Annotated in this window: 36 protein-coding genes; 6 read left to right on the forward strand and 30 right to left on the reverse strand. The window is 68.7% G+C overall.

Features of this window, described 5'->3' with window-relative positions:
• Positions 1-180 (forward strand): hypothetical protein, encoded by a 180-nt coding sequence (locus QWJ90_RS01205; RefSeq protein WP_290105760.1) that lies wholly within the window; start codon positions 1-3, stop codon positions 178-180.
• Positions 181-204: 24 nt separating this feature from the next.
• Positions 205-390 (forward strand): hypothetical protein, encoded by a 186-nt coding sequence (locus QWJ90_RS01210; protein WP_290105761.1) that lies wholly within the window; start codon positions 205-207, stop codon positions 388-390.
• Positions 391-451: 61 nt separating this feature from the next.
• Here QWJ90_RS01210 and QWJ90_RS01215 read toward each other — a convergent pair whose 3' ends face one another.
• From QWJ90_RS01215 to QWJ90_RS01265, 11 genes are all read right to left on the reverse strand, one after another.
• Positions 452-811 (reverse strand): hypothetical protein, encoded by a 360-nt coding sequence (locus QWJ90_RS01215; protein ID WP_290105762.1) that lies wholly within the window; start codon positions 809-811, stop codon positions 452-454.
• 29 nt (positions 812-840) lie between these two features.
• A complete protein-coding gene (locus QWJ90_RS01220) occupies positions 841-1260 on the reverse strand; it encodes a hypothetical protein (protein ID WP_290105763.1) in 420 nt (139 codons plus the stop codon).
• 115 nt (positions 1261-1375) lie between these two features.
• Positions 1376-3787 (reverse strand): hypothetical protein, encoded by a 2412-nt coding sequence (locus tag QWJ90_RS01225; RefSeq protein WP_290105764.1) that lies wholly within the window; start codon positions 3785-3787, stop codon positions 1376-1378.
• A gap of 63 nt (positions 3788-3850) precedes the next feature.
• Complete coding sequence (locus QWJ90_RS01230) at positions 3851-4405, reverse strand: holin (protein WP_290105765.1); 555 nt, start codon at positions 4403-4405, stop codon at positions 3851-3853.
• A 17-nt stretch (positions 4406-4422) separates the two neighbouring features.
• Positions 4423-4812, reverse strand: a complete 390-nt coding sequence (locus tag QWJ90_RS01235; protein ID WP_290105766.1) for a hypothetical protein — start codon at positions 4810-4812, stop codon at positions 4423-4425.
• A complete protein-coding gene (locus tag QWJ90_RS01240) occupies positions 4812-5309 on the reverse strand; it encodes a hypothetical protein (protein ID WP_290105767.1) in 498 nt (165 codons plus the stop codon). The genes QWJ90_RS01235 and QWJ90_RS01240 overlap by 1 nt, the downstream gene beginning before the upstream one ends.
• Before the next feature lie 3 nt (positions 5310-5312).
• Entirely contained in the window at positions 5313-6155 is an 843-nt protein-coding gene (locus QWJ90_RS01245) for a M15 family metallopeptidase (RefSeq protein ID WP_290105768.1), read from the reverse strand.
• The gene (locus QWJ90_RS01250; protein WP_290105769.1) at positions 6152-6376 is read right to left on the reverse strand and encodes a hypothetical protein; all 225 of its coding nucleotides are present in this window, start codon (positions 6374-6376) and stop codon (positions 6152-6154) included. Before QWJ90_RS01250 ends, QWJ90_RS01245 begins: the two co-directional genes overlap by 4 nt.
• Positions 6377-6667: 291 nt before the next feature.
• On the reverse strand, positions 6668-7279 hold the full coding sequence (locus tag QWJ90_RS01255; protein WP_290105770.1) for a hypothetical protein: 612 nt from the start codon (positions 7277-7279) through the stop codon (positions 6668-6670).
• Between the two features lie 9 nt (positions 7280-7288).
• Positions 7289-8386, reverse strand: coding sequence for a sialate O-acetylesterase (locus QWJ90_RS01260; RefSeq protein ID WP_290105771.1), 1098 nt, complete (start codon positions 8384-8386; stop codon positions 7289-7291).
• A complete protein-coding gene (locus QWJ90_RS01265; protein ID WP_290105772.1) occupies positions 8386-8832 on the reverse strand; it encodes a hypothetical protein in 447 nt (148 codons plus the stop codon). Before QWJ90_RS01265 ends, QWJ90_RS01260 begins: the two co-directional genes overlap by 1 nt.
• Positions 8833-8878: 46 nt before the next feature.
• Between QWJ90_RS01265 and QWJ90_RS01270 the strand changes: the two genes are divergently transcribed.
• Positions 8879-9019: a hypothetical protein gene (locus QWJ90_RS01270; RefSeq protein ID WP_290105773.1), complete on the forward strand. Its 141-nt coding sequence runs from the start codon at positions 8879-8881 to the stop codon at positions 9017-9019.
• Positions 9016-9441 (forward strand): hypothetical protein, encoded by a 426-nt coding sequence (locus QWJ90_RS01275; protein ID WP_290105774.1) that lies wholly within the window; start codon positions 9016-9018, stop codon positions 9439-9441. Before QWJ90_RS01270 ends, QWJ90_RS01275 begins: the two co-directional genes overlap by 4 nt.
• Here the strand turns inward: QWJ90_RS01275 and QWJ90_RS01280 are convergent.
• From QWJ90_RS01280 to QWJ90_RS01365, 18 genes are all read right to left on the reverse strand, one after another.
• Complete coding sequence (locus QWJ90_RS01280; protein WP_290105775.1) at positions 9438-10727, reverse strand: M23 family metallopeptidase; 1290 nt, start codon at positions 10725-10727, stop codon at positions 9438-9440. The two genes, QWJ90_RS01275 and QWJ90_RS01280, sit on opposite strands and share 4 nt — an antisense overlap.
• Positions 10717-11784 (reverse strand): hypothetical protein, encoded by a 1068-nt coding sequence (locus QWJ90_RS01285; protein WP_290105776.1) that lies wholly within the window; start codon positions 11782-11784, stop codon positions 10717-10719. The genes QWJ90_RS01280 and QWJ90_RS01285 overlap by 11 nt, the downstream gene beginning before the upstream one ends.
• Positions 11785-11794: 10 nt before the next feature.
• On the reverse strand, positions 11795-12571 hold the full coding sequence (locus QWJ90_RS01290) for a hypothetical protein (protein WP_290105777.1): 777 nt from the start codon (positions 12569-12571) through the stop codon (positions 11795-11797).
• On the reverse strand, positions 12568-15468 hold the full coding sequence (locus tag QWJ90_RS01295) for a tape measure protein (protein ID WP_290105778.1): 2901 nt from the start codon (positions 15466-15468) through the stop codon (positions 12568-12570). The genes QWJ90_RS01290 and QWJ90_RS01295 overlap by 4 nt, the downstream gene beginning before the upstream one ends.
• A 14-nt stretch (positions 15469-15482) precedes the next feature.
• Positions 15483-15851, reverse strand: coding sequence for a hypothetical protein (locus tag QWJ90_RS01300; RefSeq protein WP_290105779.1), 369 nt, complete (start codon positions 15849-15851; stop codon positions 15483-15485).
• Complete coding sequence (locus QWJ90_RS01305) at positions 15848-16204, reverse strand: hypothetical protein (RefSeq protein ID WP_290105780.1); 357 nt, start codon at positions 16202-16204, stop codon at positions 15848-15850. Before QWJ90_RS01305 ends, QWJ90_RS01300 begins: the two co-directional genes overlap by 4 nt.
• Before the next feature lie 81 nt (positions 16205-16285).
• A complete protein-coding gene (locus QWJ90_RS01310; RefSeq protein WP_290105781.1) occupies positions 16286-16867 on the reverse strand; it encodes a hypothetical protein in 582 nt (193 codons plus the stop codon).
• 92 nt (positions 16868-16959) lie between these two features.
• Positions 16960-17082, reverse strand: a complete 123-nt coding sequence (locus QWJ90_RS01315; RefSeq protein ID WP_290105782.1) for a hypothetical protein — start codon at positions 17080-17082, stop codon at positions 16960-16962.
• A 22-nt stretch (positions 17083-17104) separates the two neighbouring features.
• The gene (locus QWJ90_RS01320; RefSeq protein ID WP_290105783.1) at positions 17105-17530 is read right to left on the reverse strand and encodes a hypothetical protein; all 426 of its coding nucleotides are present in this window, start codon (positions 17528-17530) and stop codon (positions 17105-17107) included.
• A complete protein-coding gene (locus QWJ90_RS01325; RefSeq protein ID WP_290105784.1) occupies positions 17527-17820 on the reverse strand; it encodes an HK97 gp10 family phage protein in 294 nt (97 codons plus the stop codon). The genes QWJ90_RS01320 and QWJ90_RS01325 overlap by 4 nt, the downstream gene beginning before the upstream one ends.
• 14 nt (positions 17821-17834) lie before the next feature.
• Complete coding sequence (locus tag QWJ90_RS01330) at positions 17835-18182, reverse strand: hypothetical protein (RefSeq protein ID WP_290105785.1); 348 nt, start codon at positions 18180-18182, stop codon at positions 17835-17837.
• Complete coding sequence (locus QWJ90_RS01335) at positions 18182-18535, reverse strand: hypothetical protein (protein WP_290105786.1); 354 nt, start codon at positions 18533-18535, stop codon at positions 18182-18184. Before QWJ90_RS01335 ends, QWJ90_RS01330 begins: the two co-directional genes overlap by 1 nt.
• An 18-nt stretch (positions 18536-18553) precedes the next feature.
• Positions 18554-18883 (reverse strand): hypothetical protein, encoded by a 330-nt coding sequence (locus QWJ90_RS01340; protein WP_290105787.1) that lies wholly within the window; start codon positions 18881-18883, stop codon positions 18554-18556.
• Entirely contained in the window at positions 18883-19797 is a 915-nt protein-coding gene (locus QWJ90_RS01345) for a phage major capsid protein (protein ID WP_290105788.1), read from the reverse strand. Before QWJ90_RS01345 ends, QWJ90_RS01340 begins: the two co-directional genes overlap by 1 nt.
• 11 nt (positions 19798-19808) lie before the next feature.
• On the reverse strand, positions 19809-20174 hold the full coding sequence (locus QWJ90_RS01350) for a DUF2190 family protein (protein ID WP_290105789.1): 366 nt from the start codon (positions 20172-20174) through the stop codon (positions 19809-19811).
• 1 nt (position 20175) lies between these two features.
• The gene (locus QWJ90_RS01355; RefSeq protein ID WP_290105790.1) at positions 20176-21378 is read right to left on the reverse strand and encodes a head maturation protease, ClpP-related; all 1203 of its coding nucleotides are present in this window, start codon (positions 21376-21378) and stop codon (positions 20176-20178) included.
• Entirely contained in the window at positions 21375-22646 is a 1272-nt protein-coding gene (locus QWJ90_RS01360; RefSeq protein WP_290105791.1) for a phage portal protein family protein, read from the reverse strand. The genes QWJ90_RS01355 and QWJ90_RS01360 overlap by 4 nt, the downstream gene beginning before the upstream one ends.
• A 17-nt stretch (positions 22647-22663) precedes the next feature.
• Entirely contained in the window at positions 22664-24256 is a 1593-nt protein-coding gene (locus tag QWJ90_RS01365) for a hypothetical protein (RefSeq protein ID WP_290105792.1), read from the reverse strand.
• A 691-nt stretch (positions 24257-24947) separates the two neighbouring features.
• Here QWJ90_RS01365 and QWJ90_RS01370 point away from each other — a divergent pair.
• Positions 24948-26108, forward strand: a complete 1161-nt coding sequence (locus tag QWJ90_RS01370; protein ID WP_290105793.1) for a hypothetical protein — start codon at positions 24948-24950, stop codon at positions 26106-26108.
• Positions 26109-26146: 38 nt separating this feature from the next.
• On the opposite strand, the gene QWJ90_RS01375 is transcribed toward QWJ90_RS01370, so the two are convergent.
• The gene (locus tag QWJ90_RS01375; protein ID WP_290105794.1) at positions 26147-26449 is read right to left on the reverse strand and encodes a hypothetical protein; all 303 of its coding nucleotides are present in this window, start codon (positions 26447-26449) and stop codon (positions 26147-26149) included.
• 128 nt (positions 26450-26577) lie between these two features.
• On the opposite strand from QWJ90_RS01375, the gene QWJ90_RS01380 reads away from it, so the two are divergent.
• Positions 26578-26964, forward strand: a complete 387-nt coding sequence (locus QWJ90_RS01380; protein WP_290105795.1) for a hypothetical protein — start codon at positions 26578-26580, stop codon at positions 26962-26964.
• Positions 26965-26966 lie beyond the last annotated feature (2 nt).

Raw genomic sequence — 26966 nt, forward strand, 5'->3', positions numbered from 1 at the left:
TTGGACATCCTCGCCCGCGAGGTCGGGACGTGGATCGGGTACTACGAGAACGACGACACCCGGGGGCTCTGTGACGGGCTGCGGCGCATTCCCGGCGTTGAGGAGTGGATACCCGTCGGACAGGCGCGGCGAGGCGCTGGACGCCACGAGACACCGCGCGCCGACGCCGACCACCCCTGAGCACACGCAGGCCATGATGATCACATGGACAAGCGCGAAGCTGCACACAACAGACTCAAGACCGCTATCGAGACGGCCCTCGCGGAGGCGGCTGGACACAAGGGGCGGATCCGGATCGAGGATCAGAACCACGCTCGTGAGATCACCCAGGAGATCGACCGGTTGATAGCCCTGCACGCCGCCGGTTCTCTCGACGAGAACTACGGATAGCCCGAGCACGACGAAGCCGCCCCTCCCTCGACCGGAGTCGAGAGAGGGGCGGCTTGTACGTTCAGAACGCGTAGGAGATGTTCATGACTGAGGGCGCGATCGCGTCGGTGCCGATGTCCACAGTGATCGTCGACGGACGCGAAGGATTGAGGTAGAGGTAGTCCACATACATCGCCATCGACGTCGTCGATTGTGCGAGCTGCTCAATGGTTTCGCCCTCATGCTTGCTCACGCGGAAGTCGATAAGCGTGAGCTTTTCCGGGAAGGCGACGAATACATTCGCTTCCCCGCCAAAGCCGTTGACGCGAGTCGCAACGGAGCCAAGCGTGTCCTCAGGGAGGGCAACCACGACGGGAGTCGAGCCATCGGAGAGACGCACAGGCAGCGGCTCGACAGCGGAGCGACGCGCTACGGTCTTCATGACCCGTCGCGTTGCGAGACTGTGAGTGTTCATCGCCATCCACCTCGGCAGTAGTTGTCGTGACGATCGTGCACGAGATCGTACGCCCTGTCGAAGCATTCTTGCACGTCGACCTGGGAGCGCAAGGCGCTGATGTTCCGCCTGTCATCGTTCTTGCGGTGCCCCGTCAGATGCTCGTGGAAGTAGCCGTGCTGCGAGTCGCATGAGTACTGCTCCACCCAGCGACCCAATGCGTCGCGGGTGATCCACATGATCGCGAACTGCACGAGCAGGTGATTTTGGTAGCAGTCGCGCTGCACGATCCGGCAGCCGCAAATGAGGTCGACGGGGATCGTGATCTCCTCCACGTCGAAGCCAGATGGAGCCTCGTATAGGGCCTCAATCGGTTGCGTGGCCAAGAGCTTGCTCGCCTTCTTGGCGTTCTTGTGCCTGTCGCCCTTCCTGGCCATGCCAGCGAGCCTACACACACGTCGAGACGCCCCTCCCGGGGAGCCTGCCGCCGTGTGGCGTCAGTAGCTCACCCAGGAGGGGCGGTTCGAGTATCTGTGCGGATAGGTGGGTACGTCAGGCGAGCATCTGCGTGAACGCTGCGTCCACCTCAGCGTCCGTCAGTGCGCGCTCGAACAGAGCGAGCGCGACAATGCCGCCCGTGAGGCGCTTCGTGGCGACGTTCGTCTCCCCGAGTCGGAGCACGTTGCCGCCGACCGCCGCACCGAGGGTGCCCGAGCTCTTCGAACCGTCGATGTACATGGCGCTCGTGGCCCCGTTCGCGACGATCCCGAGGCGCAGGTAGCTGGCCCCGGGCGTGAACGCCGCCGACAGGGTCTGACCGCTGCTCCCGGGCGCTGCCACGAGTGCCGTTCCCGCCTCGGAGTAGAGGTTGGTGGCGACACCCGAGCCGCTGAGCGAAACCGCGCACCCGTCAGCGTTCGTAATCGCACCGATCACCAGCACCGTCTGCGCGCCAGAGTAGGAAGCCGCCAGCGTCGCAGCCATGTCGTCATCGACGCCATCGAACAGGAGCGCCCGCTTCCCGCCATACACCGCCCCCGTGGACATGACGGGACGTTCGGCCGTCGCGCTCCGTGCGAGCGCCACAGTCTCGATACCCGCGCTCGGCGTCCACGTAGCCACCTGCGCCCCATCTGCCAACGCGGACAGCGAAGCGCTGTCGTAGAACGCCACGAGGCCAGGATCAGTGCGCAGGTCGAACGTCTCCGCTACCTCTCCGCCCGCGGTCGTCCCCGCTACGAGGCTGACCTGCACCGCCCGCCGTGTCATGTAGGCCAGGAGCGCGTCGCGAGCGGTGAGGAACAGGGCCTGCCCACCCTCCGCACTCGGGTGGACGCCGTCCGCCTGCACGAGAGCCCCATCGACTCCGGGGAGCGCCTTGGCCTTCGTCCAGTACCCAGCCTTCTGCGGGTCCGCGACGATCACGTTCGGGAACTCCGCGGCCACCTCGTCGACCAGTGCGTTGAACGCGTCGAGCGCCGCATCCGACCCGTTCGGGAAGGTTGTGCTGTAGGAGTAGTCGCCCAGGTAGGGCTCCTTCATCCACAGCACCGGCGGCGGGGTGAGTGACTGGGTGAGCAGCGCGTCGAAGTAGATCGACGTTCCGCCCGTGCGCGTGAACCGTACGACGTGGCCGCGCGCGGAGGCGGGGATGCGCCATGCGAACGGTCCCGTCGTTCCGAGCGCCTGGTTGGACAGGTCGAGGCTGTCCAGCGTGGTCCCGGTGTTCTGGTCGGTGATGGTGATGGTCGCGCCGGCGGTGCCCGCGCCTCGGGCGACGCTGAGCACGTACGCGTCTGTGAGAGGTGCGGTGAACTCGAAGTACGCCCCCGTGCCACTGTTGGACTTCACGCCGCCTCCGGACGCGGTCGTGACGGTGCCGTTCGTCCACGTTCCCGCGGAGTACGTGATCGCCGCGTCTGTCTCCTCGGTCTTCGCCGAAGCGTTCAGCGCTGCCATCATGGCGCGCATCGCGTTCCGCGCCGCGGTGAGGTCGAGTGCCACCGCGCCGTTCTTCCGAGCCGTGTTGATGAGGTTCTCCACGACCACGAGCTGCCCCGACCCGGGCACGTACGGGGCTGTGTTGAGAACGCGGGCCGCGGAGTCCTGCACCTCGGAACCGCCCACGGCCCGCTTGAGGTCGTTCGCCGTGCCGCCCTGGCTGGTCGGGTAGGTGAGTCCGAACGCGGCCGCGAACCGGCGAGCCCAGTGCGCCGTCACGTCGGCAAGGCCCTGCTCCGCGAGGAAGCTGTGCCCGTAGGTAATCTGGTTGAAGCCTGCGTAGACCTGCGCGAGGAACCCGAACGGGCCAGCTGCCGCCACCGCCTCATCAATCTGGGTGGATAGTCCAGCCGGAGTGAGCTCTTCGGGGAGCACCTCCTCGCGGACCTTCCCGTCTTCCCCGAGGATCGCCGACCCGTCAGCGAGCTGGGCTGCGGCCTGCGCGTTCTGCATCGCGACGGCCGCTTCATCCCGGTACTGCTTCGACTTCGCCGCCGCGGCCTCCGCGAGCTCGCGTTCCTCCGTCGACACGACGAGGGCGTACGGCAGCTCCCCTTCCGCCCCGAACTGCTCCTCGAGGTTCGTCGTCACGCCGCCGCCTGCAACGTTGAACGTGACCGGGTCCAGGTCCGCCTTCACGCCCTCGGCGTCTATCGTCGCCGTCCACTGCACGAAGTTCGGGACCGCGTTCGGCTGCGCGTACGCGATGACCGACACCCCGGGCTCGTTCGTCTCCGGGTCGACCAGCAGCCCGTCGACCACGGGGCACACGACGTCGTCGAGGTAGAAGATGCCGCCGTCCTCACCGAGGACTCGGATCCACCGCTGCGACGGGACGAGGGTGACGGTCACCGTCAGGTCCGCCACGTTCGGCGCGCGTCCCTCGTCGACCGTGTCGGTGATGATCTTGCCGATGCGGCCCTTGACGATGCCCCAGTCGAGGCTCTCGGGAATGTCAGCCATAGCGCCTCCTCAGGCGGAAGCCCCTCCCGGCGGCCAGGCTGGGAGGGGCGAGTGATGTGGTCGTCAGGGCTTGGTGAGGGGCGGCTCGTCGTCGTCGGCCGGCGCCTGCACGATGTGACCGTCGCGGTCTAGGCCGAGGTACTTCGCGGCGGCGGGCGCGACCACCTCAGGCGACACCTTCGGCAGATTCTGGATGATCACCGGCCCACCGGATGCGGGCGCCGGCGTCGGGTCCTGCGGGAGGGTCGCGAGTATCAGGCGCAGGAACGACAGCAGCGCGGACATCACGGCCGCCTGCAGCACGACGCCCCAGTCGACGTCGGTGATGAACACGGCGCCCACGAGGCCGGCGGCGAGGGACTGCGCGAACGTCTTCACCACCCGCTCGATCGCGGCGAGCCACCACGGCAGGTCCACACCTGCGGACTCGGGGAGCCCGGCGAGCGACGTCGCGAGTGAGAAGATCGCGCCGAGCAGAGCGGCGGACAGTGCGGCGAACCACGGCACGTCCGCGACGAGCGTCGCGCCGAGGTACGGGATGGCGACTGCGATCGCCGTGTACAGGGCCCGCAGGCCCGCGTCGCGCCACCATGCGGCGCTGGTGAGGTTGGTCTTCATGATGATCCCTCCCGGGGTCAGTTGTTGTTCTCTGGTTCCTCGACGAAGTAGCCCAGACCGAGGCGCTTCAGGATCGGAGCCGGAAGCATGGGGAGGTCGCCGGGGCGACCGCGCTGGTCCCACAGCCACAGCTGTGTCTCCCGCGCCCGGACGGCGTCGTGCATCTCGTGAGACTCGTCCTTCACCCGCTGTAGCTCCGCCTTGATCGGGGCGACCTGCCGTTCGACTTCCTCGCGGATGTACTTCGCCAGCTCGGAAGCGTCATCCCACCGGGCGGCGATCGCGGCCTGCTGTGCGTTCGTCTCCGCAACGTCCGTCTCTCGCCGCTTCCCCCGCCAGCCCATGTAGGCGGCGAACACGACGCCCGCGAGGCCGAGGGCTGGACCTCCGATCGCGAGCCACTCCATCAGCTCTCCCTCTGCGCGGCGAGCACCTGCCCGAGCCGGCGGGCGCGCACGCGCCGTCGACGCTCTCGGAGGAGCCACACGATCCGCCACATCGGGACCACCGCGCACGCAGCCGTCACACCGGAGACGAACCCTCGGGACTGGCTCCCTTCGAGCGCGAGCCCGAAGAGCAGGGCGGCGTACGTGATGAGCACGGCTACGAGACCGCACTTCGACGCGAACTCCAGCACCCAGAGCTTCGGGAACGACACTCCGACGAGGCACGCGGCGGCGAAGACGAGTACGGCGACGGCCGCGGCGTAGGAGACGGCCTCGTTGTAGACGATCGCGACGCTGGGGAGCCCGCCGGTCAGGCCGACGGCGCTCCCCAGGATGAGCAGGGCGTCGATGGGGGGAAGCACCCACCGCTTCACGTCCCGCGCGAGCTCCCCCTCACTGGCGGGGATGGCGTCCTTGTGCCAGATCGTCGCGCGCCCGAGACGCTTCAGGGCGCGCACGGGTCAGACTCCGTTGGCGTCGAGGATCGCCTTCACGCGCCAGTCGGCCAGCGTCTTCAGCGCGGTGATGGTGGGCGGGATGATCATCGTCGTCTGGCCGGCGTTGCGGAGGGTCTTCACCGTCTCCCGCCACGCGTTGTAGTCTTCCACGCTGGTGAACTTCTTCTTGAGGCCGGGGCGGGTGTAGTACACATCGCCCTTGCCGTAGTGCTGGTCGCCGGAGGCGAGAAGATAGGTCTCCACGAGGATGTCTCCCTTGTTCGAGGCGACGGCGTCGCCGGTGGTGGTATCGGTGCTGGCGGGTGCCGGTGTCCCGTTCGAGCTGATCGGCTGGCCGGGGTCGGAGGGGTCGATGGCCGTCGGCTTCCCCTGCCCGAGGAACGGGTCAGAGATGCCGAGGTCCTCGAAGTGCCACGGCTCCGCGAAGTTCTTCCCCGTGTGAGTCAGTCCGAAGCGGGACGCGTTCTGGGAGAGGAGCTGGTTGCGGGGGGAGCTGAACGACGATGCGACACCCGCGTCAGGGCCGGAGTCGCGGAGGTCCAGGGACCGTCCCGTCTCGTGGTTCGACGTGCCCGGTGCGGCAACCGTCCCCGCGGCGCTGATCCGGTACCAGAGGACGCCCTGCCAGGTGCGGATGTCGTACACGCGCCGCCCGTTCGGGGTGCGCGTGTACCGGGCGGTGAAGATCGCGACCTGATCGTCGTACGTGCGGATGGCGCTGTACACGATGAGGTCGTACCCGGTCTCCCCGCGGAACCAGGCCTTCGCGGCGAGCACGTTCTCCACGATCCCAATCGCGACGGGGAGTCCGTCGATGCGGGCGAAGGGGCGAGTGATCGTCGTCATGACGCGTCCTCCCCTTCGGACACGTACACGCTGGACTCGAGCGTCGCGCCGGATACGACGGTCAGCTTCCCGTCGCCGTCGAGGCCGTAGAAGTCGGGGACACCGTCACCGTCCACGTCATCGAACAGGGGGATCGTGGGGTTCTCCTCGCCGGCTTCGCGCCATGCCAGGAGTGCCTGCACGATCTGCTCCTCCTCTTCAGGAGTGAGTGTCTTGGCCACGGTGGGCCTCCTTCCGGGGTAAGCGAAAGCCCCACCGGTTCAGGTGAGGCTGGATAAGATGTGCCGCATGAGCACGAGCGCAGACACCGCATTGCCGGTCGCGCTGCGCGCCGGAGCATGCCCGGCCTGTGAACACTCGAGCGTCGAAGCAGGCCGCAGCCCAGTGGTCGTTGTTTGGGCGCGTCACCTATTCGGGCGAACACCTCGCGCCGCCCAATGCCGCGCCCCCGAACTCGACACGTCAGGGCTCGCAGGGCTGCCGTGCGAGTGCGACCACCCGTTCCACGGGTCCTAGACGTACGCCCGGAACTCCTCGAACGACGTCGTGACGTCGGACTGGTCGGCGTAGATCCCGACATGCGTCGCCGTCGGGAACGACGACATCGACGCTGAGAACAGCTCATCGGTGCCCGCGGGGCCCGCGTAGCAGGTCACCCGCCCGCTCGCTTCGACCTCGGCACGCAGGAAGTCCCCCACGAGCGGCTCACGACCCGACGTCGCGATGACGCTCCCGAGTTGTCCGTCCAGACGCCGGAAGAGGCTGTACTCGCGGACGGTGCTCGACGAGCGGAGGAACAGGCCGTAGTAGTTGTCGCCGTCCACGGCCCGGAAGACGAGCGCCGGGACCGGGCTGGTGGCGAGCGCAGCGATCCGAGCGACAGCAGTGACCTTCGCGGACCCCGGGTTGACAACCGCGATCGCGCCACCCGACCCCGAGGCGCCGGCGCGGAGCCGGCCCGACCCGTCCAGCACGATCTCCGAGTTCGACCCTGTCTGCCGTCCACGACCCCACGTCAGCCCGCCGCGAGGCATTGCACGCCCCGAGACATTGCCCGCCGCGCCATCGAAATTGTCGTGGTAGTTCGCCGCGTTCACCACGACCAGGCGAGTCTTGCCAGCCATCAGGGCCTCCTAGATGTTGTAGAGCGCGCTCTCGTATGCCTCGATGTACGCCTTGTGCAGTAGCCACTGGCCCTTGCCAGTGAAGTGCGTGTTGTCCGAGTTCGCGTACCCCTGACCAGGCGCGGGCGCGAAGCCCGTCCGCGTCACCCGGCTCGGCGTGGACTGCAGGACACCGTCGAGCTGCGCGTACGTTCCCGGGCGCCGCACGTTGCGGAACTCCCACACCGTCTGACCGGCGAGGAACACCGCGTCCTGCGCGTTCGGCATCGACATGCGGAACCCCGCGATCAGCGCATCCAGGTCGGCCGCGTACTGCCCGGCCGTGATCCCGCCGACGGCGTCCGCCTCCATCTGGTGCCACAGGATCGCGGGCACCTTCACCGTCCCGCCCACGAGGGCCGCGGCCGCCGCGACGCGGTTGATCGCCGCGCGGTAGAGGTTCGTGATCCCGGCTTCGCCCTCACGGCCCGGCGCCCACGAGTACGTGTTCGGCGACGAGAACCGGAACCCAGTGCCGGACACCGCGCACGGGACGAGCACGACGCGCACGTCCGGGTGCTGCAACGCGTACCACCGGGCGAACGCGAACGCGAAGCCGCGCGTGTTCGCCTGCGGCGCGGTGACCGGATGCGCGAGCGGCTCGGAAGCCTGCACGAGCGTGCCGGCCCCGGCGCCCTGCGCCGGCATCGCGAAGAGATTCGGCAGCTGGTCCGCGCTCCCCGGTGCGATCGGGGACGCGAGAACACCCACGGCGTTCGACTGCCCGGTCACCGGGATGAGGTGCGTCTCGCTGAAGTCCGTGTCGCCGCCGGCGCTGCCGCCCGACGCCGCGGAGGTGAACACGACCACCCCAGCGTCGTCCACGATCTCGAGCGCGGACCCGGAAGCCGCAGCGCGCGACGCCACGAGGTTCGCGTTGACGATCGCCTGCGCGACGCCCGCGGCCGCCGCCTGGGAGACGGTCGGCGTCGCGGCGATGATCCCGGCCGCGACCGGCCCGATGCGCTCTTCGACTGCGACCTGCGCGTGCGACGCTGTGCGCCGGATGTTCGCCGCGGTCGTCAGATCAGACGCGGCATCGAACTCGCCGTAGTAGACCAGAGCCATCAGGCGTTCCCTCCCTCAGGACCCCACACCCGGACCTTGGGTCCGGTGAGGTCGAAGTAGACGACGTCGTGCAGCTGCTCCGGCGGAGCCCCCCACCCGTACAGCACGCCGTTGATGTGCACTGCCGGTGGGAGCTCCTCGATGGGTCCGCCCTTGCCGGGGAAGATCGCCCGCCACTCGCAGTACCCCGTCCGGTCGTTCTCGCTCGTCGCGCCGTCCGTGAGCCAGTCCATGAACGGCACGAACAGCAGGCCCGCCGTCGACTCGAGCTGCACGGATCCCGCGCCTGTCGTCGGGTCGAGGCTCCCCCACACTTCCCGGTTGGTCATGAGACCGTTCGCGAACGACGTCTGCAGGGGCCGGAACCCAACGCGAGGCTGTCGCGACGCCGGGATCACCTCCCGGTTGTGGTTCCACGCGTTGTAGGTGATGGTCACCAGAGCCATGCGCTCTCCCTTGCATTTGTGGCCACAGTGGCCCTACGATTGCGGCATGAGCGAAACGCCCATCCGGAAGGTCCGAGTCGCGGACGACATTTGGAAGCCCGCCGACGAAGCCGCCAAACGGAACGGCGAGAATCTGTCCGTCGTCATCCGGCGAGCGCTCATCACCTACACCCGGGAGAACTCATGAAGCGCGCCACTCTCGCGACCACCATCACCGCCGCAGCCGTCATCGTCGGAGGTGGCACCGCCAGCGCGTTCGCGCTCGCGCAGGACCAGCGCACCCCGGATACCACCGTGCAGTCCGCAACGGCCGAGCCGACGCCTGAGGTAACGCCGACCGGGACGCCAGAGGCGGTAGAGACGCCGGCGCCCAGCGCGGAGCCGACACCTCAGGCCACGTACAGCGAGGGTGAGGCGTTCCTCATCGAGGTCACGCAGCGGGATCTACCCGAGCTGGCACTCACTGGCCAAGAGATCCTCGATGCCGCATTCGAAGTGTGTGCAACACCAAACGCTGGTCCCGTCGTCCCCACCGATCGCTTCACTTCAGCGAGTGAGGACCAGATCATCCAGTTCCGCGTGAATGCGGAGTACCACGTCTGCGACTAAGCCGCGAGCATGTACGCGTAGAAGTCATCGAGAGCAGATGCGCCGGGGAACAGTCCCGTGTATCCGCGCTTGAAGCTGACGTGCGTGTGCGGCCCGTAGCCCGCCTCGCTGCCCTTCCCGGACCCGCCGGAGTACGCGAGGACCTGCCCCTGCGTGACCGTCTGCCCGACGCTCACCTCGATGGTCGAGTTGTGGAGGAACCGGAACCAGTCGCCGGCATCCGTCACAAGGGTGACGTAGCGGCCCGCATCTCCCGAGGTCGAGGTCCAGGTGTCGACGATGGTCCCGGGGCCGGGTGCCCAGATGGGCGTCCCTGGTGGGCACCACCAGTCGATGCCCGGTTCCGCGGAGCCTCGCGCGACGTGCGCGGCGTAGTCGTCGCCTAGGGTCCAGGCGTTGGGGTCGACGGGGTAGATGTATCCGGCGGCGTTGTCGCCGGGCTCTCCCGGTGTGCCGGGGTTTCCCGGCCCGCCGCTCGCGAGCTTGACGAGTCGGTTGTCGTCGTCAACTCCGAGGTATCGCCCGCCCGCTCCGTCAGGGACGCCGACAACGTAGATGCCCTCCTCGATGTTGGGATCCGTCTCTTCCACGAGGATCAGCGAGCGGCTCGATGTCGAGACCGCGACTTGCGTCTCCGTCAGCGTGACGTGCGTGCCGCCGGTGAACATCTCGATCTGTCCGCCGTCGTCGTGCGAGAAGACTTGCGCACCGTTGTCGAAGATGATCGCGCCGTCGCCCTCGGTGGGGTCGATGGTGAGCTTCCCCGCATTGACCTTTCCCGTCTGGCCGTCGAGGACGACCTGAGCGGCTCCCACGCCGACGGTGACCTTCCCGCCGGAACCGGGCGTGATGAGGACGTTGCCGACCTTGATGCGCCCATCGCCGAGCACCTCAAGGTTGCCGGTCAGATCGAGGTCGCCCGTGACGTCCACGTCGCCGGCGATGTCGCCGGGACCGTTGAACTCCCACGCGCCGTTCTGCGTCCACTTGCCCTCAGCGACCACGTCGCCCGTGATCGCACCGTTTCCAGAGAACCGCCACTCCCCCGTGACGTTCAGGTTCCCGGAGATCGTCACAGGGCCCGTGATCGACGTGGTGCCCTCGACCTGGAGGTAGCCGACGATCTCCACCCGCCCGCCAGAGTCGACGCGGAGGGTGCCGCCGATGAACCGCATGCGGCCCTTCGTGATCGACGAGTTCCCCAGCTGGGCACCGGACTCGAGGCGCTCGATGCGGCGGACGATCTGCTGGATCCAGCCCCATGCGTCCTTGAGGTCACGCAGCACGCTGCACCTCCACTTCGATGATCCGCGACGTGACCTTGCCCTTCGCGGAGATGACACGCAGCTCGTGCGTCCCGTCGGGAATGACCGGCTCACCCTGCGAGTAGATCGACCAGCCGCGGGCCGGGAGCGCGTGCTCAGGCGACCATTCGTCGCTGATGTGGAATTGGCCGATGGACCACTGCACGAGCGGGTCCTGGTCCTCCCTCAGCCCCGCCTCAGTCGCAGCCGTGAGACGGTCGCCGACGAGATCCGGGTACTCCTTCTTCGTGTCGCGCACGATGATGTCCTGCCCGGTCGTCGACCCGGCCCACGCGACCTTCTGGTCCTGCTCCATCCCGTCGCCGAGACCCTGCACGCCGGTGACCTCGCTCGACCCGTCCACCGTGTACGTGATGTGTTCGATCGGGATCTCCGGCGCCTGCAGGATGAACTTCGTCCGGCCGAGGATGATCTTCGACGCGACGACCGTCTGGAAGCGCACCTGGTCCCCGGCGAGGTAGGGCCGGAAGTAGACCTCGAACCCTTCCTCCTCGATCTGCTGCAGCAGGTCGGAGATGCGCAGCTTCCGCCAGAACTCCCACGTCTGCGAGATCGTCCCGGACCCGTCGGCGGGGAGGTCGATGGGCAGTGCCCACTCGGCGGACCACTGCATCATGCGCGCGAGGATCGCCCGCACCGCGCCGGACGCCGACCTGTTCGTAATCGTCAGGGTGCCGTTTTCGTACTGGTTCACGCCGTAGGTGAGCCGCCACATCGTCTCGATGCGGATCTCCACCGTGGAGACGGTGAGCGTCTGCGCGTCGCGGGCGTGGGAGTAGGTCTCGATCTTCCCCGCGTAGAGGACGATGCCGCCCGCGATGACGGCGAGGCCGCGCGCGTTCGGCCGGAACGTGGCGGCCACGTTCGTGACTGGCCGTTCCTCGTCGTCGGTCTTCCACACAGCGTCGGAGGTTCCGTTGCCGAGCAGATCGGTCGACCATGTGTGCTCGGACGGGAAGACCCTACGGATCCGGTCGCCCGTGCGCAGGTTGAAAAGCCACGTCTCCTGATCGGCCACGTCGACCCCCTCACACGAACGTCGTCGGCGTCAGCACCCGCCCGGGCGCCGACAAGGTGTGCGCCCAGGACGCCCCGACGGGGACTGCCCAGATCGCGCCGGTCACGGTCGCTGTGTCGGTGACGTCGACGCCGTTCCGGGTCAGGCGGCCGGTGCGCATGTCGAACCGGTGCGTCCCGCCCGCTGGCGCGCCGCTGACCTGCAGCGTCCCGCCCGGGCTCGTCACCGACCATGCGGCCGGTGCGTTCGGGATCTCGATGACCGGGTGCGCGGGGAAGTTCCCGTACTGGAACGCGAGCGCGCTCGTCGCCGTCCCCGTCTCTGGTGCCGTCTTGACGTCGCCGTACTTCCGCGGGTCCGCGAACACGAACTGCAACTGCCCCGACGACCGCAGGTAGCGGCCGTGCCGGACACCCTGGTCCTCCGCTTCCGCGACGAGCGTGCGCCCGAGCGCGTGGAGCTCCTGCCCCTGATGATCGATGGTGACCTTCAGCCGGCCGCCGTCAGCCCCCACACCGGTGAGAATCTGCGACAGCGTCCGCAGCATGTCGACCGTCTTCGCGATAATCCACACGTCGACCGTCAGGACACGGGCACCGAGGTAGACGGGCACGTCGTGGTCGCCGTGCTCGACGGCGCGCGCGACCTGCTCGCGCCGGCGGTCCGTGATGCCTTCCCACCCCTGGAAACCGTTCGGCTTCACGAAGATGCCCTCGACGCGGTCGCGGGTCGGGCAGCCGCGGATGACTGCCCGACCCGCCCGGATCTCGAGGATGCCTCCCGTCATCGGACACCCGCCCTTCGAGCCACAGCGGACAGGCGCTGCCCGGTGGCCTGGATGCCGACCTCGGGGTCGACGTGCGCGAACTGGTTGTTCTGGATGAACGTCGACCCGCCTCCGCTGCCGGCGTTCGCCGCCGCAGAGCCGCTGACAGTGGCCGCGGCGGACACCGTCGCGGAGACGGCGTCCATGGCCCGCTGCGCCTTTCCCGACGCGTTCCGCGCCATCGACACCAGCGAGTCCCCGAAGGCGGGCGCCTCGTCCTCGACACCGCCGACAGCGCCCTCGACGAGGTTCACACCCGCGCCGCGCATGAGGCGCGACGGGGAGTGGATGCCGAAGAAGTCGGTGAACCCGTCCCACGCCGTCGACGCGAGGTCGCCGATCATATCGCCGACGTTCCCGATCATCGAGCCGAGCCCGTCGATCAGGCCCTGCACGATGTCCTTCCCGAGCTGCGCCCAGTCGATGTCGGCCAGGCCGTTCCAGATCGCGTCGACGATCTGCGGGAGCATCGCGACGATCTGCGGGATCGCGGTAATGAGTCCCTCGATGAGCGCGAGGATGAGCGTGATGCCCGCCTCGATCAGCTGAGGGAGCATCGTGATCAGCCCGGCCACGAGCCGCACCACGAGCTCCACCGCTGTGACGAGCAGCTGCGGGAGCGCGTTCAGCAGACCGAGGGTGAGCGCCAGCAGCAGCTGGATGCCCGCCTCGATCAGCATCGGCAGGTTCGCCACCAGTGCCGACAGCAGGCCCATGACCAGCTGCAGCGCCGCCTCGAGCAGAAGCGGCAGCGCGGTGATGAGCCCGGTGACCACCGCCATGAGCAGCGTGATGCCGCCCTCGATGATGACGGGCAGAGCGGCGATGATCGCGGTCAGCAGGCCGTTGACCAGCTGCAGGGCCGCCTGCACGAGCAGCGGCAGGGCGAGCACGATGCCCTGGATGAGCGACGTGACCAGCCCCACTGCGGCCGTGATGATCGTGGGCAGCGCCGACACGATCCCCGCGATGAGCGCCTGGACGAGCGTCAGCGCGGCGCCCGTGATCTGCGGCACGAGGGCGGGCAGCCCGGCGACGAGATTCGACACCAGCCCCGTCACGCTGGACACGAGCCCGCCGAGGTCCGCTCCCGAGAGCGCGAGCCCGGCGAGACCGGCCGCGACGATCCCGAGCGGCGACCCGAGCGCGGCGAGCGCCCCGCCGAGGCCCGGCAGGAGCGCGCCGAGCGGGCCGAGGCTCGAGACGATCGACGCCAGCCCACCCGCGCCGAGAGCGGCGACGAGGGGGGCGACGAGCCCGGCGATGTTCGGAATCGCGTCCCGGACTGCTGTGAACGCGTCCCGCACGCCGAAGAGGAATCCGACGAGGGCCGAGTCCTCCTCGACGTTGAACATCTCGCGGAACCGGCTCGTGAAGTCGCCCGTGGTGAGCAGGAGCACCAGCTCCCGCACCTTTAGCAGGAGCCCCACGATTGGGGCGTCCTCCTCGACGTTGAACGCTTCCCGGAACGCGCCAGTGAAGTCGCCCCGGCCGAGGAGCGACACGAGCCCCTCGACACCCTTGGAGGTGCGGTCGAAGAACGCGGTGAACCCGTTCGCGGCGCCCGACAGAGCGCCGGTGATGAGGGGCTTCAGCGGGGTGATGGTCTTCACCAGGCCGCCGGTGATCGAGGCGTCGAGGTTGCCCATCGCGCCCTCGATGGTCTTCGTCGAGGTCGCAGCCTCACGAGCGACGTCGGTCATGCCGAGGTCGAGGATCGCGGCGTTGAACTCCTCGGCGGAGATCTGCCCCTCGGCCATCGCGTCGCGGAAGTTGCCCGTGTACGCGCCAGTGCTCTTCAGCGCGTCCTGCAGCTTCCCGGCCGCGCCGGGGATGGCGTCGGCGAGCTGGTTCCAGTTCTCCGTCGTCAGCTTCCCCTGACCGGCGGTCTGGGTCAGCACCATGCCGACGGACTTGAACGTCTCCGCGTTGCCGCCGGCGACGGCGTTCAGGTTGCCGCCCGCCTCGGCGAGCCGGTCGAAGTCCTTCACGCTGTTCGCCGCAAGCTGCGCGGTCACGGACTGGATGTCGGACAGCTCGTAGACGGTCTGGTCGGCGTACTTCTGCGTGCTCGCGGTGAGGGCGTCGATCTGGCCGGTGTCGATGCCGGCGAAGCTCAGGGTGCTGCGGAACTTGTCCACGGCGTCCGACGCGCGCACGGCGTCGGGGGCGAGCGAGCCGATCTTCGCGCCGATGACGCCCAGGGCGACGCCGGAAGCGGTCTGCGCCGCCTCGAACCCGCTCGACAGGGCGGACCCGATCGCGCTACCCGCTGACCGGGCCGCACCGACCACGCCCGAGAGGCCCGCGGCCGCCGCGGAGCGGAAGCCGGCGAGGCGCCCAGCGCCGCGCTGCGCGGACCCTGCGGCCGCGTCAGTGGCGCCCTTCACGGCGTCCTGCGCGGACTTCAGCCGGTTCGATGCCGCCACGACGGTATCCGTCGCGGCGAGGTGCTGGCGGCGGGCGGCCGCGAGGCGCTCCTCCGCGGCCACGGCCTGCGAGGATGCCGCGCCGGACTTCGCTATCGCTTCCTGCAGCCGCACCTCGGCGATGCGCACCTTGCCGACTTCGTCCTGCTGCTTCAGCCGGGCCTTCGACAGCGCGGATGCGGCCGAGGCGACCTCGGACTTCAGCTTGCCGAGCGCGGCCGCTCCGACGTCGCCCGCGGACGTGGTGAGCGCCTGCTTCATGTCGCGGCCGAGGGCGCGGCCCGCGCGGGTGCCGGCGCCCTTGAAGCCGCCCTCGAACGTCTTCGCGCCGCGCGCGCCCGCGTCGCGGGTCTCCTTCGCGACCCTCGACTTGAACCCGGTGAGGACCGGGAAGATGCTGACGTGACCGGAGCCGACCTCAGACGACATCAGCACCCCCTCGGTCACTCCGCGAAGACGATCCCGGAGTCCAGTTCCGCCTCAGCGGCTGCGATTTCGTCGGTGGTCGCTCGCGTCTCGTCCTGCCGCTTCGGGCTCTGCATCACCCACGGCATGACCTTCCGCGCGGCCTTCTCGTTGCCGATCTGCGCGATCAGCGTGAGGAGGTCGGGCATGCTCGCCGGGTACGCCCAGTCGGCGAGCTCCGCGCCGAGCGCGGTGGACGGGTCGCCGGATGCTTCCTCGATGAGGAGCTTCGCTTCACCCCAGGAGAGGCCGTCGCCCAGATCGGACAGACCGACGCCGAACGTCTCGCGCAGTGTGCGCGCGACGGTGTGGCGTCGTTCCCGGATGATCCGGGCGACGGCGATCATTCCGGGAGTGACGCCTTGGCGATGCGGCTGAACACGCGGAAGAACTTCTCCGCCATCACCGCGGTCTCCGCGAGGCTGTGCCGGGTGAACTCGGCCGTCGCCTCGTCCCCGCCGATGCGGCCCAGGAGGGTCTTGAACTGGTCGACGGGCGGGAGCCCCTCGAGGGCGTCGACGTCATCGAGGCTGACCTCCAGCGGCATCTTCACGATGGCGCCGTCGGGGAAGCGGCCGACAAACGACTCCTCAACGATGATGTAGCGAACGTCGGGCTTGAGCGCCTCGATCGCTTTCGCCTCGTCCTCCTCCGACCAGCTGTCGAAGTCGTACTCGGGCTCGGTAGTGCGTGCAGCCACGGTGGGCCTCCTTCATCGGGGTTCTCGGGTTCGGGTTAGAGCTGGCCGGGGCGACCCGATAGCACCCCGGCCAGCGGTCTGTCAGGCGCCGGCCGCAGCGCCCGGCTTGGCCGGGCCCCACTGCCAGAACGGCGCGCCGTTGAACAGCTCGTCCTCCAGCCACGTGAACGTGACCGCGGCGCCCTCGACGGACCCGCGCTCCTGCTGGTCCGGCTCGACGGCGCTGACCCACGCGACGCCCTGCTGCCGCTTCTCGTTCCCGTTGCGGTACTTCGTGACCACGAGCAGGATGAACCGGTTGTCGGGCAGGTTGGACGACACCTCGATGACGCCGTTCGCGTCCGGCGTCTGCCCCTCGATGAGCTGCTGCACGGCGGCGTTCTGCTCTGCGAGGGTGATCGCGACGGAACGGGTGCCGTCGCCGGCGAGCTGGTAGCCCTTCTGGAAGAACTCGATCGCCTCGTCCTGGTCGCGGGTGGGCGCGGGGCCCCCGTCGGCCTTGTACAGGCCGAGGCGCTTGAATGCGGCCGGGAGGACGAGCGGGCTGGCCGCCATGTCCGCCTTCGGGATGACGTTCGCGGTCTCCGCGGGCGCGAACGCCGCGAGTCCGGTGATCGGGACGCCGACGGCCCCGAGGTCGTTGCCGGCTTCGTCTGCCGCCATGGTGTGCTCCTTCACATGCGGAAGGTCGCGCATCTGCGCGACCTCGGTGGATTTCTGGACGGCTCAGACGAGCCAGGGTGTGACCGCGGCGGTCACTTCTTCCGAACGGCCGGCTTGGGCTTCGGTTCGTCGTTGGGCACCTCGACAGGCTCCGGCGTCTTCGCGGGCTCGGGTGCCTGCTGACCGGCGATGATCACATCGACACGGGGGTACATCCGCACTTCCTCTCGTCGGGGGTCACCAGGACCCGGTGACGACGTACTGCGCGGTCATGTATCGACGCGCAACGTCGAGCTCTTCCGCCACCGCGTAGGGGCCGTTGCAGCCATCCCATTCGACGGACGCGATCGGGCTGTTCTCGGCGAGCACGATGGCGTCATCGAAGAGCACGGCAGCGAGCCAGCGGGCGATGTCGTTGATGGGCTGGTCGGCGCGCTTCGACCCGCCGAGGACGGACGCGCCGATCGACCGGTCGAACGTCGTCCACTCGAGGCGGGTGCCGGAGTCGTCGCGGATCACGATGAGGGGCCGATCGAGCGGGAGCCGCTGGCCGAGGTCGGCGGGCTCCTTGTTCGTCACGTCGACGGTCTTGCCCTCGGTGGCCGCGACCGCGCGGACGTAGCGGGTGAGCCATAGTTCGAGGTCGGGCGGGGTGACTCTCATCGCTTCCTCGCCGCCTTCACCGAGCGGGCGAGGTTGCCGGTCCTCGCCTCGATGAGCATCGTCTTCGGGTCGTCGCCGACCACGCGCGCGGTGCGCCGGTAGCGGCCGTCCTCGTGCTCGATGTGCAGCCCCGCCTTGTAGGCGCCGGTGTCCTCCGGCGCGGTGGCCTTCGCGGTCGCGAGGGTGTCCTCTGCGGCGGCGTCGACGATGCGCTCCACGCCGTTGCTACGGAGGATCTGGTCGAACCACTTCTGGTTCGGCTCGAAGCTGGTCTCCCCATTGCGTGGCATGGCGGTTTCTCCGATCAGCCGAGCGCGCGCGTGAGCGGCACTTCCATGACGGGCTGCCAGCCGGTGAACGGGTTCGTGTCCGCGGCGGGGAACCCGTCGACGGTGAACACCTCGCCGTCGGCGCGGATGCGGTCGCCGGGCTGCACGTCGGCGGCGGGGTCGCAGTACAGCGACTTCGCCTCGATCGCTTGGGTGCGGGTCGCGGTGCCGACGCGCGACGTCGACGACTGCGCGATGAACGCCCCATCGATGGGGAGCTCGTCGGGCTCGTCCCATCCGCCGGGCGTCTGCTCGTCCGAGTAGGGGTCGTCGATCATCCGCGGCCGCAGCCGGTAGACGGTGGTGCCGTGGGCGAATTGCATCAGTACGTCTCCGGCCACATGCGCGCGGTGGGCCGCTCGGTGGGGAAGGACCCGATGGCGGTTCCGCCGGCGGTTGCCGCGCACAGCGCGCGCAGGGCGCGTCGCGGCTGCCCGTCGAACGCGGATCCGATGTCGGCGTACTCGACTCTCGCGGGCCCGATGCTCTGGCCCTTGATGAACCGGGAGCCGCGCGCGGTGATGTCCTTGTACACGCGCTTCAGGATCGCCAGCGCGTCTTTCTGCTGCTCCGACTCGTCTGGGAACGAGGCGAGGCAGGGGGCGATGCCGCGAGCGATAATGAGCACCTCGCGTGCGAGGTCCTCATCCGGCCCGATCTTGTCGTGCGTGATCACGTCATCGCCCCCTTCTCGTTACTTCTTCGGCGTGCCGACGAGTCCCACCGACTGGGCGTGCTTGACGCCTTCCGCGGTGTAGTCGTCGCCGACGGGGGTGCCGCGGTACACGTACCGTTCCCCGCCCGACTTCAGCGGCAGCACGGCCACGGGGCCGATCACCTGCAGCTGCGACGCCGCCTCCGCGGCTGCCGCGACGCGATCCCGCTCGGCGTCCGCCGCCGCCTTCTCGGCAGCGGCCTTCTCCTCGGCGGCCTTCGCTGCGGCCTCCTGCTCGGCCTTCGCCTGCGACTCGGCGGCCTCCTTGTCGGCGGCGGCCTTCTGCTCGGCGGTCTGTGCGGCGGCCATCAGAGGCCCGTCCCGACGAGCTGGACGCCGGCGAGCGGCTCGAGGACGACGGGCACCGTGACGCGGCGGCCGCGGAGCTTGTAGCCCTCGGCGTCGTCGTCGCGGATCGACTTCGTCTCGACGCCGAACGAGCCGGCCGAGGCGTAGCCAGGGCCGCCGAGCTTCTCGTCGGCCATGCCGCCGAGCTGGTCACGGTCCACCAGCAGCGGGTTCGTGCCCTGGAAGTGCGGCGTGGTCGCCCACGTCAGCCCGAGCGCGTTCACCGGCAGGTTGCCGTTCACGGCCGTCTCCCCCGCCTCCCGCGGCAGCGCCTTGTCGTCCACGAGCAGGCGAATCACCTTGGCGTACTGCGTGGGACGCAGCACCACCGTGTCGAGCTCGATGCCGAGCCCGAGGTCGGCGCGCTCACCCTGGATCGAGATCGCGGCCTCCACCGCGGCCCCAGCGGTGTCCCACGCGTCCGAGGCGTGCGTGCTGGTGACCTTCGACTGAATCACGGCCATGGCGACCGAGTCGACGTAGCGGATGATGGTGTTCGCCACGCGCAGGATGCCGCGATCCACGTAGGTGCGTCCCTGACGGGCGATCTTCTCGTCCGAGACCATCGTGTCGAGGCCCCACTTGTCGGTCTTCGCCGACACGACGGTGCCGTCGTCGAGCACGACGAGGGGGAACTCGCCCAGGGGGCTAATCGCCTCGGGGTCCTGGTTCGCGAACACCGGCTCGCCGGTCTCGTAGAAGATGCCGCCGCCGGTCGCGTCGAGACGCGCCTGCAGCAGGTAGTCGGCGATGAACCGCATCTTCGTGATGTCCGCAACGCGGCGGGCGATGAGGTTGCGGTTGGACAGGAACAGGTGCAGCTGCTCCGTGGTGAGCGTCCCCGTGGGGTGCGCCACCGGGTAGGTGTACGACATCGCGTCTCCTCTCAGACGAACAGGACGTCGATGACGTCGTTGTCGGCGGCGGCCGCCTCGAGGGCGAGGCCGATGGGGTTGGTCGTGGTCCCGATGGTCTGGACCTTGCCGGATGCGGCGGACGAGACCTGGGCGCCCGCGGCGATCGCGCCGTTCGCGGTGAGCGGGTGGACACCGCCTGCGCGGGTGAACACGGTGACACGCTCACCGGCCTTCGCGTCGAAGCCGGCGACGCCGACGACGGCGGCCGAATCGGCACCTGCGGGTCCGACGGTGCGGTTGCCGGTGATCGCGACGAGGCGACCGCCGGTGACGTCCGCCGAGGCCGTGAAGGTGACGGACTGGCCGGGCTTGAACTTGGGCAGGTAGTCAGCCATCTCAGGCCTCCTTCTCGGTGGAGCCGTACATGGCGCCGTAGAGGGCGTCGTCGGCGCTGGTCACGGTGTCCGAGTGTCCGATCTCAGCCACGGGCGCCGCGGTGTTCTTCGCGAGCGAGGCGAGGAGCACGCTGGCGCCCTCCTCGTCCTTGTCGAGGTGGGCGCGCCAGGCGTCACGCGACGCGGCGGTGATGCGTCCCTCGTGCAGTGCGGTCGCGACGATGCCGTCGCGGCGGGTGCGGTCCTGCTCGGCGCGAGCCTCGGCGCCCTGGCGGGCGTTGTCCTGCAGCTCGGCGAGGACCGTGGCGTCGATGGCGACGGTGCCCTCGGGCAGGGTCGTCGACGCGGTGGGCGTGGTGGTGGTGTCGGGCTGCTCCGCGAGGGTCTCGTCGAGCGCCGCGAGCAGCGTCTCGTCCGAGGCGTCGGCATCGGTCACACCGAGCCGCTCACGGAGACCAGCCTGAAGGTCGCTGTAAGCCACAGCTTCGTCCTTTCGGTTGGGGGTACCCGGCTCGGTCGAGACCGGGAGTTCGGGGATCTCCACCCGCGGAGCGTTCGCGCGCGCCACAGCAGAGAACACGGTCGGGTCGAAGCGCGCGGTCGGCACGGGGCCTGCGGCGGCCGCCGCGGGCGCATCCGCCCACTCGTCGGCGAGGCCGGCGGTCACCGCTTCCTCGGCCGTGTACCAGGACTCGGCCCGCATGAGCGCCCGCCAGTGCGCGCGGTCCTCGCCGGCGCGGGCGGCGTACACGTCGGCGATCGAGTCGGACAGCTTGTGGAGGATCGACGCCGTCTCCTCCATCAGCTCCGCGTTGCCCCACGCCCCGCCGGAGGCGTCGTGGATCATCATCTGCGAGCCGCGGTTCATCACGATGTGATCGCCGGCCATCGCGATCACGGACGCAGCCGAGGCCGCCAGCCCGTCGACGATGACCTCCACGCGCGCCCGGTGGCGGCGCAGGGAGTTCATGATCGTGATGCCGTCCCACGCCGCACCGCCGGGGCTGTTCAGGTGCAGGTAGATGGTGTCGACGTCGAGCTCGTCGAGCTGCTGCGCCATCGACCGGGCGCCGACGCCGCCGCCGTACCAGCGGTCCCCGATCTCGTCGTAGATGTAGACGTCGGCGGAGGCTGGCGCCTCGGCATCGTCGGATGCGCGCGCCTGGATCTTGAACCAGTCCCGCGCGGGTGTGTTCGCCGTCATGCTGCAGCCTCCTCGGCGCTTCGTGTCTGTGCCGTCGCGGGGTCTTCCACGGGCATCCCGTACTTGTCGCGCACGTGCGCGCGCAGCGGGGCGTCGACGACGACCGCGCCGGACTCGATGAGCGCCTTGATCGCCTCGGCTGTGACCTGCTGCTGCTCGCCGATCGCGGCGGGGACGAGCCGCGGAGCGGGTTCCGCCGTCCCCCAGTTCTGGTCGACGAGGTCTTCGATGACGTGCTGGTTCGTGACCTCGGCGATGTGCTGTGCGACGGCGTTGAGCGAGTCGGTGAAGAAGTTCGCGAACGTGGATCCGAGCGCCCACGACCCGGTCTCGGTGCCGAGGTTCAGGAAGTGGGCGAGCACCGCACGGGCGATCTGCTCGTCGTAGTACCGGATCGGGCCGTCGGTGTCGGGGAGCTTCCCGGTGACGCCGACGAACTGCAGCGTGGCCCCGTGAGGGAGGGACGCCCCTGCGGCCTCGCCGGCGCGCGCATCCTTCGCGAGCTTCAGGTTGGCCTTGATCTGCTCGTCCAGCCACTTCACGATCTCTTCGAAGGACTCGCCCTCGGGAGGGGGTGCGCTCGTGACCACCGGCAGGCCGAGACCATTCCGCTCCGCGGTCAGGGCCTGGATGCGCAGCACCCGGTCCTTCAGGATGGACATCTTGTACGCCGAACGCAGCAGGGACTCCCCGACCCAGTTCGCGCCCTCGCGTTCGTTCACGAACACGACCAGCCGGTCGACTGGGATCTCCACGTCGGCGCTGCCCAGGCGCCCGTACTGCTTCACGGCGACGAGGCCGCCGTCACTCGCGACGTCGATGCTGGAGATCGTGCGCGGGGGCCGCCAGGCGAGCTTGCCGATATGCGCCCGCCCGCGCTCGTCGAATCGGTACACCTGCTCGAAGATTGAGTGCCCGTAGACGAGCTCGAGCAGCGCGAGGCGCAGGAACTCCTTGAACGAGAACCGTCCCTTGGTGCGCAGCGGCGCGACGGACGGCTTCCCCTTCACCGGCAGGCCGAAGTCGTTCGCGATGTGCTCCACGACCTCGTCACGGCATCCGGTGCCGTCGATTGCCCATTCGGTGCGGAGGATCGGGAGCGTGACCGCGCGGAGCACCGACTTCACCTGCGGATCCTCGCGCCGCATCCGGTCAAACACGTCGATCGACTTCGGCCACTGCAGGTCCGGGTTCGTCTCGTGCGTCTCGGCGAGCAGCGACCCCCACGTCACCAGTCCGGAGTCCGCCTGGTATCCGAGCTCAGACAACGGCAGCCTCCTTCGTTTCAGAACCTCACCGTCGCGAGGTCGATCTCGTCACGAGCGACGTCGCCGCGCGTCAGTACCGCTGCCTTCGGCGGCGGCGGCGTGGACTTCTTCGGGGAAGCCTCGGACTTGAGTACGCCCCACAGCGCCCACGTCACGGCCTGCGCCTGGCTGACGGGCTTCGTTGGGTCGGACTGCTCCCATGTCACGCCGGCGCGCCCGATGTTCCGCGTCGTCGCCAGCTCGAGCGACTTCGTCACCTCGTCCTGCTTGCGGTGAGGCACAAGGCCCGCGTTCACGTGCTCGATGAACAAGGTGTGCGCAGCGGCGATCTCGTCGAGGTTCATCGCGAGGTACTTGATCTTCGCGGCGTCGAGCGCTCCGATGACGGCGGCCGCGTTCTTCGCATCCAGCACGACGAGCGCGTTGCCGTACTGCGCCTTCAGCTCCTTCAGCTTCGGCGCTATCCACCGTGTGCCTGCCTCGGTGTGGAGGTGCTCGACGGCGATCGACTCGGTGTCGACGCGGACGGCGGCGGCGATCGTGCCGTACCCGCCGCCTCGGCCCAGAGCGAGGGACAGCACCACGCCGTCGCCGACCACGCCCGCGTCCTCGTGCGCGTGCCGCTTCCAGACCTCGATGTCGAGCTCGGACAGCTTCTCGGCCGCCGCCTGGCGGCGGCTCGGCCAGATCGAGCAGCGCTGGCGGGCGAACGCCTCGGGGCTCGTCTGCCCCATCCGGTCCCAGTCGTCCTGCACGGTCTTCCACGCGAGGCGGATCCCGAGACCGGGGTTCGCCTCGCGCCACGTCTGCGGCGAGCCGAGATCGATCTTCTCAGCGGTGTCCGGGTCGTCTGACCCGACCGGGGTGTGCTCGATCCATCCGGTGCGCTCGAAGCCGCCCTTGCGGCCGCGGTCGCGCAGGCCCTCGAAGTACTCCCCGTCCTGGTCCTCCTTCGGGACCGTGCCGGTGAACAGCACCTGCTTATTCGGGCTGGCGTCCGTCGTCGGGAGCAGCGCCTCGAGGATGGTCAGCGGCGAGTGCTGCGCCTCGTCGACGATCAGCACGTCGAACGACAGGCCGACTCCGGCGGACCCGGTGCGGGTGAAGAACACCAGCCGGTTGCCGTTCTTCAGCTCGATCGACCAGTTGCCGTTGCCGGTGGAGATCCCGGTGACGCCCTGCGCGGTCTGCTTGCCGCCGCCGACGAGCTCGGCGCGGAGGATCGGCGAGGCGAGGATGGCGCGGCGAGCCCGGCGGAACGCCTCGCGGGCGGTGACGCCTTCGTGCGCGGTATGGCCGATCAGCTTCGGCGCGCCGTCCTCGCGCGGCCAAAGGAACAGGTGCGCGAGCTCGTAGGGCAGAAGGATGTTGCCCTTGCCCTGCTGGCGAGAGACGAGGATGCCGAACTCCGTCGCGGCCCACTGGCCGTCGGTGTCGATCGACGCCACAGCCTCGAGCCCGCCCTCCTGCCACGGGTCGCACCGGATGGACGCGAGGTCGCAGATATCGAGGACGTCGTCGAGGAGCGAGTCGACGCGGCTAAGAGGGAGCGCCCTGACTCTGGGCTCTTGCAGCCCGAGCTTCTCGAGCTGCGGCGAGTTGGTCAGCAAGGCTCAGCTCCTTCGGCGCTTCCCCCGAGGAGTGGGACGCCTCAGCGACGGCAGCGCGGAACTCGCGCGCGATCGGAGCGAGCTTCGTGGGGTCCTTCTCGGCCACCGCCTTGAACGCCGACCGCAGCGTGTCGACGATCAGCTTCATGTCGTCGCCGTCGGCCTCGGGGGTAGCGACGACGGTCGCTGTAACCGCTGGAGCGGCGGCAGGCGAGCGTCGTCGCGCTCGCTGGGCTTCCGTGTGCGCCTGACGGCAGGCAACGTCGATCGGCTCGTCATTCCGGAGGTGTCGGCGGTACGCCGCATCCGTGCCACAGGGTGCCTTGGGCCGTGCCATTCACCCCACCCCCTGCAATTCCCCCACATCGTCGAATTCACCCGCGGAGAGAGGCGCCAGGACCGCGCGGGAGACTGGCAGCGATCCGGCGTCGCCGAATTTTTCGAGAACGCCGGTGTTGGACGGAGCAATGTCTATGAGGCGAGCCGCGACGCGTGCCGGGAGCACTAGAGACTCCACCTGCCTCTCAACAGCGCTTGATGGAACAGTCATGAGGGAGACCACGGCCGAGAGACGCCACCATCACGGGGAGCAGAGGCCGGGTGGCTGGGCGACTGTCTGACTCTTGGGAACGCGAGCGGCGATTGTCCACCACCGGCTAGCCTGACCGATAACGCGACGCGAGGAGGCTTCATGCAAGAGGGTCATGCGGTGAGCGGCGGGCTGACCGCTTTCATCATTTCGCCGATCGGGAATCGACTTGAGCCCGTCGGCTCACCTGGCCGCGCACGCTACGAGGAATCTGGCCAGATGTGGGAAGAGGTGTTCGAACCCGCCTGCAAAGAGTTCGGGCTCACGCCCGTGCGATCGGACAAGATCACCGAGACCGGTGAGATTCCCGACCAGATATTCACCTACCTGCGCGACGCGGACGTAGTCATCGCGGATCTGAGCCATGCGAATCCCAACGTGATGTACGAGCTTGGGCTGCGGCACTCACGGGCTGGCAAGATCACAATCCAGGTGGGAGAGTACGGCCAGCTCCCATTCGATGTAACGACGATCCGCACTATCCAGTTCAAGCGCACTGAGGCCGGTCTGGTGGCAGCGCGAAAGGAACTATCCGAAGCACTCAAGGCAGCCCTCGAGGGTGGAGGCTCTGCGCTTAGGGCAACGTTGGTATTCAATGACGCACCGTCCGCGTCCCCCGAGAAGGTTCGCGCGGACGCCAGCAAGTCGGCGGCGGAGGATGAGGGGTCCGTTGAGTCCGATGACCCCGCAGTGCTGGACATGCTGGCCGAGGGCGAGGCTGCGATGCACCACATCGCTGAAGTGCTGGAGGAAGCGAACGTGCTGATCAGCGATGTGAGCGCACAGACGGTCATTTCGCAGGAGAAGATGCAGCAGTCCGATTCCAAAGGTAAAGGCTTCGCCGGGCGGCTTCTCATCGTGAAGGAGCTCGCGGAAGCGATCGAGCCCACAGGCATCGAACTTGAGGAGCGCGCCAACGAGTTTCTCGCTGACGTCCGCCAGCTGGACGCGATGATCCGGTACGGGATTCAGCGATTGCAGAATGGCGATGAGGATATCGCGGAGGCTGGCGGCTTCATCACTTCGACACTGGGCTTGGTCGATTCGGCCGAGTCTGGGGCTGTTGGAATCGCGAAGTACCAGACGAGCACGAAGAACCTCCGCAAGATGTCTAAGTTGCTCGACCGTCCGTCGAAGTCACTTGAGCGCGGTTCAGGCCGTCTGCTCGAGGGTATCGACATAATGAGCCACTGGAAGGCCCCTCTTGAGGAGCTTCGCTCGCAGTTGCCCGACGATCGCGACGGCAGTGCGCCGACCAGTTGAGACTGCCCCCATCGTGACGCCAGCGGACGGATAACCAATCAGCTGGCGCTCCATATCTCGACAGCGGCATGGTCGCTCTTGCGGCTGTTGCAGCTGCGGTGCATCGGCACGAGCGGGCCCAGCAGCTTCCCCCCACCTGCGAGCGGTTCGTCATGGTCCGCGGTGAAGGAGAGGCTGTGGGTCGGTGGGAGCGTCGTGTCGATCGAGTTCCCACACCCCCACCCGTGGGTGGAGCCATACCCGCACGGGAGGTCCTCGACCGCGGTGCGGCGCTTCAGCGCGGCCTGCCGGCGTCGATAGGCGCGGTGGCCCTTGCCATCCCGGACCGCGTGGCTCCCCATGCTGCGCTCCCTCGGACGATGATTCCCGGCGTGCTCGGCTCGCGCGTGCGAGTGTCTAGGCGAGGGCACGACCGTGAAGCATTGGGTGAGCCCGGCACCCGCACCCTGCACCTCGATACTCTGCTCAAGTGCTATCGCTCTTGGCTGCGCTCATCCCGACGCTGGGCGGACTCTTCGTCGCCGGCTCGGTGCTGATCCAGCAATCACGAGCAGCGCACGAGCACAGAGTCCGAAGCCGGATATCCCCAAGGCTTGAGGCGAACCATCAGCGTCTTCTCGCGCGAGCCAGAGCGCACGACCTCACTTACGACGAGGTGTCCGCGAAGCAGGAGGAGTACGAACGCGAGCTGCTCGCCCTGAACGGGATCCACGCGAGGCGCCCAACCTACCGGGACGTGGACATCGCCATGAACATGGCAGTGCCGTTGATGCCCGCCCGCGAGCGCCTCCACCAGTGGATCCTGCTGACCACCTCGACGCTCTCGCTGATCCTCCTCGCGATTGACCAGCTCTAGGA

It is taken from the genome of Microbacterium oryzae (assembly GCF_030406385.1).
Taxonomy (GTDB): Bacteria; Actinomycetota; Actinomycetes; order Actinomycetales; family Microbacteriaceae; genus Microbacterium; species Microbacterium oryzae_A.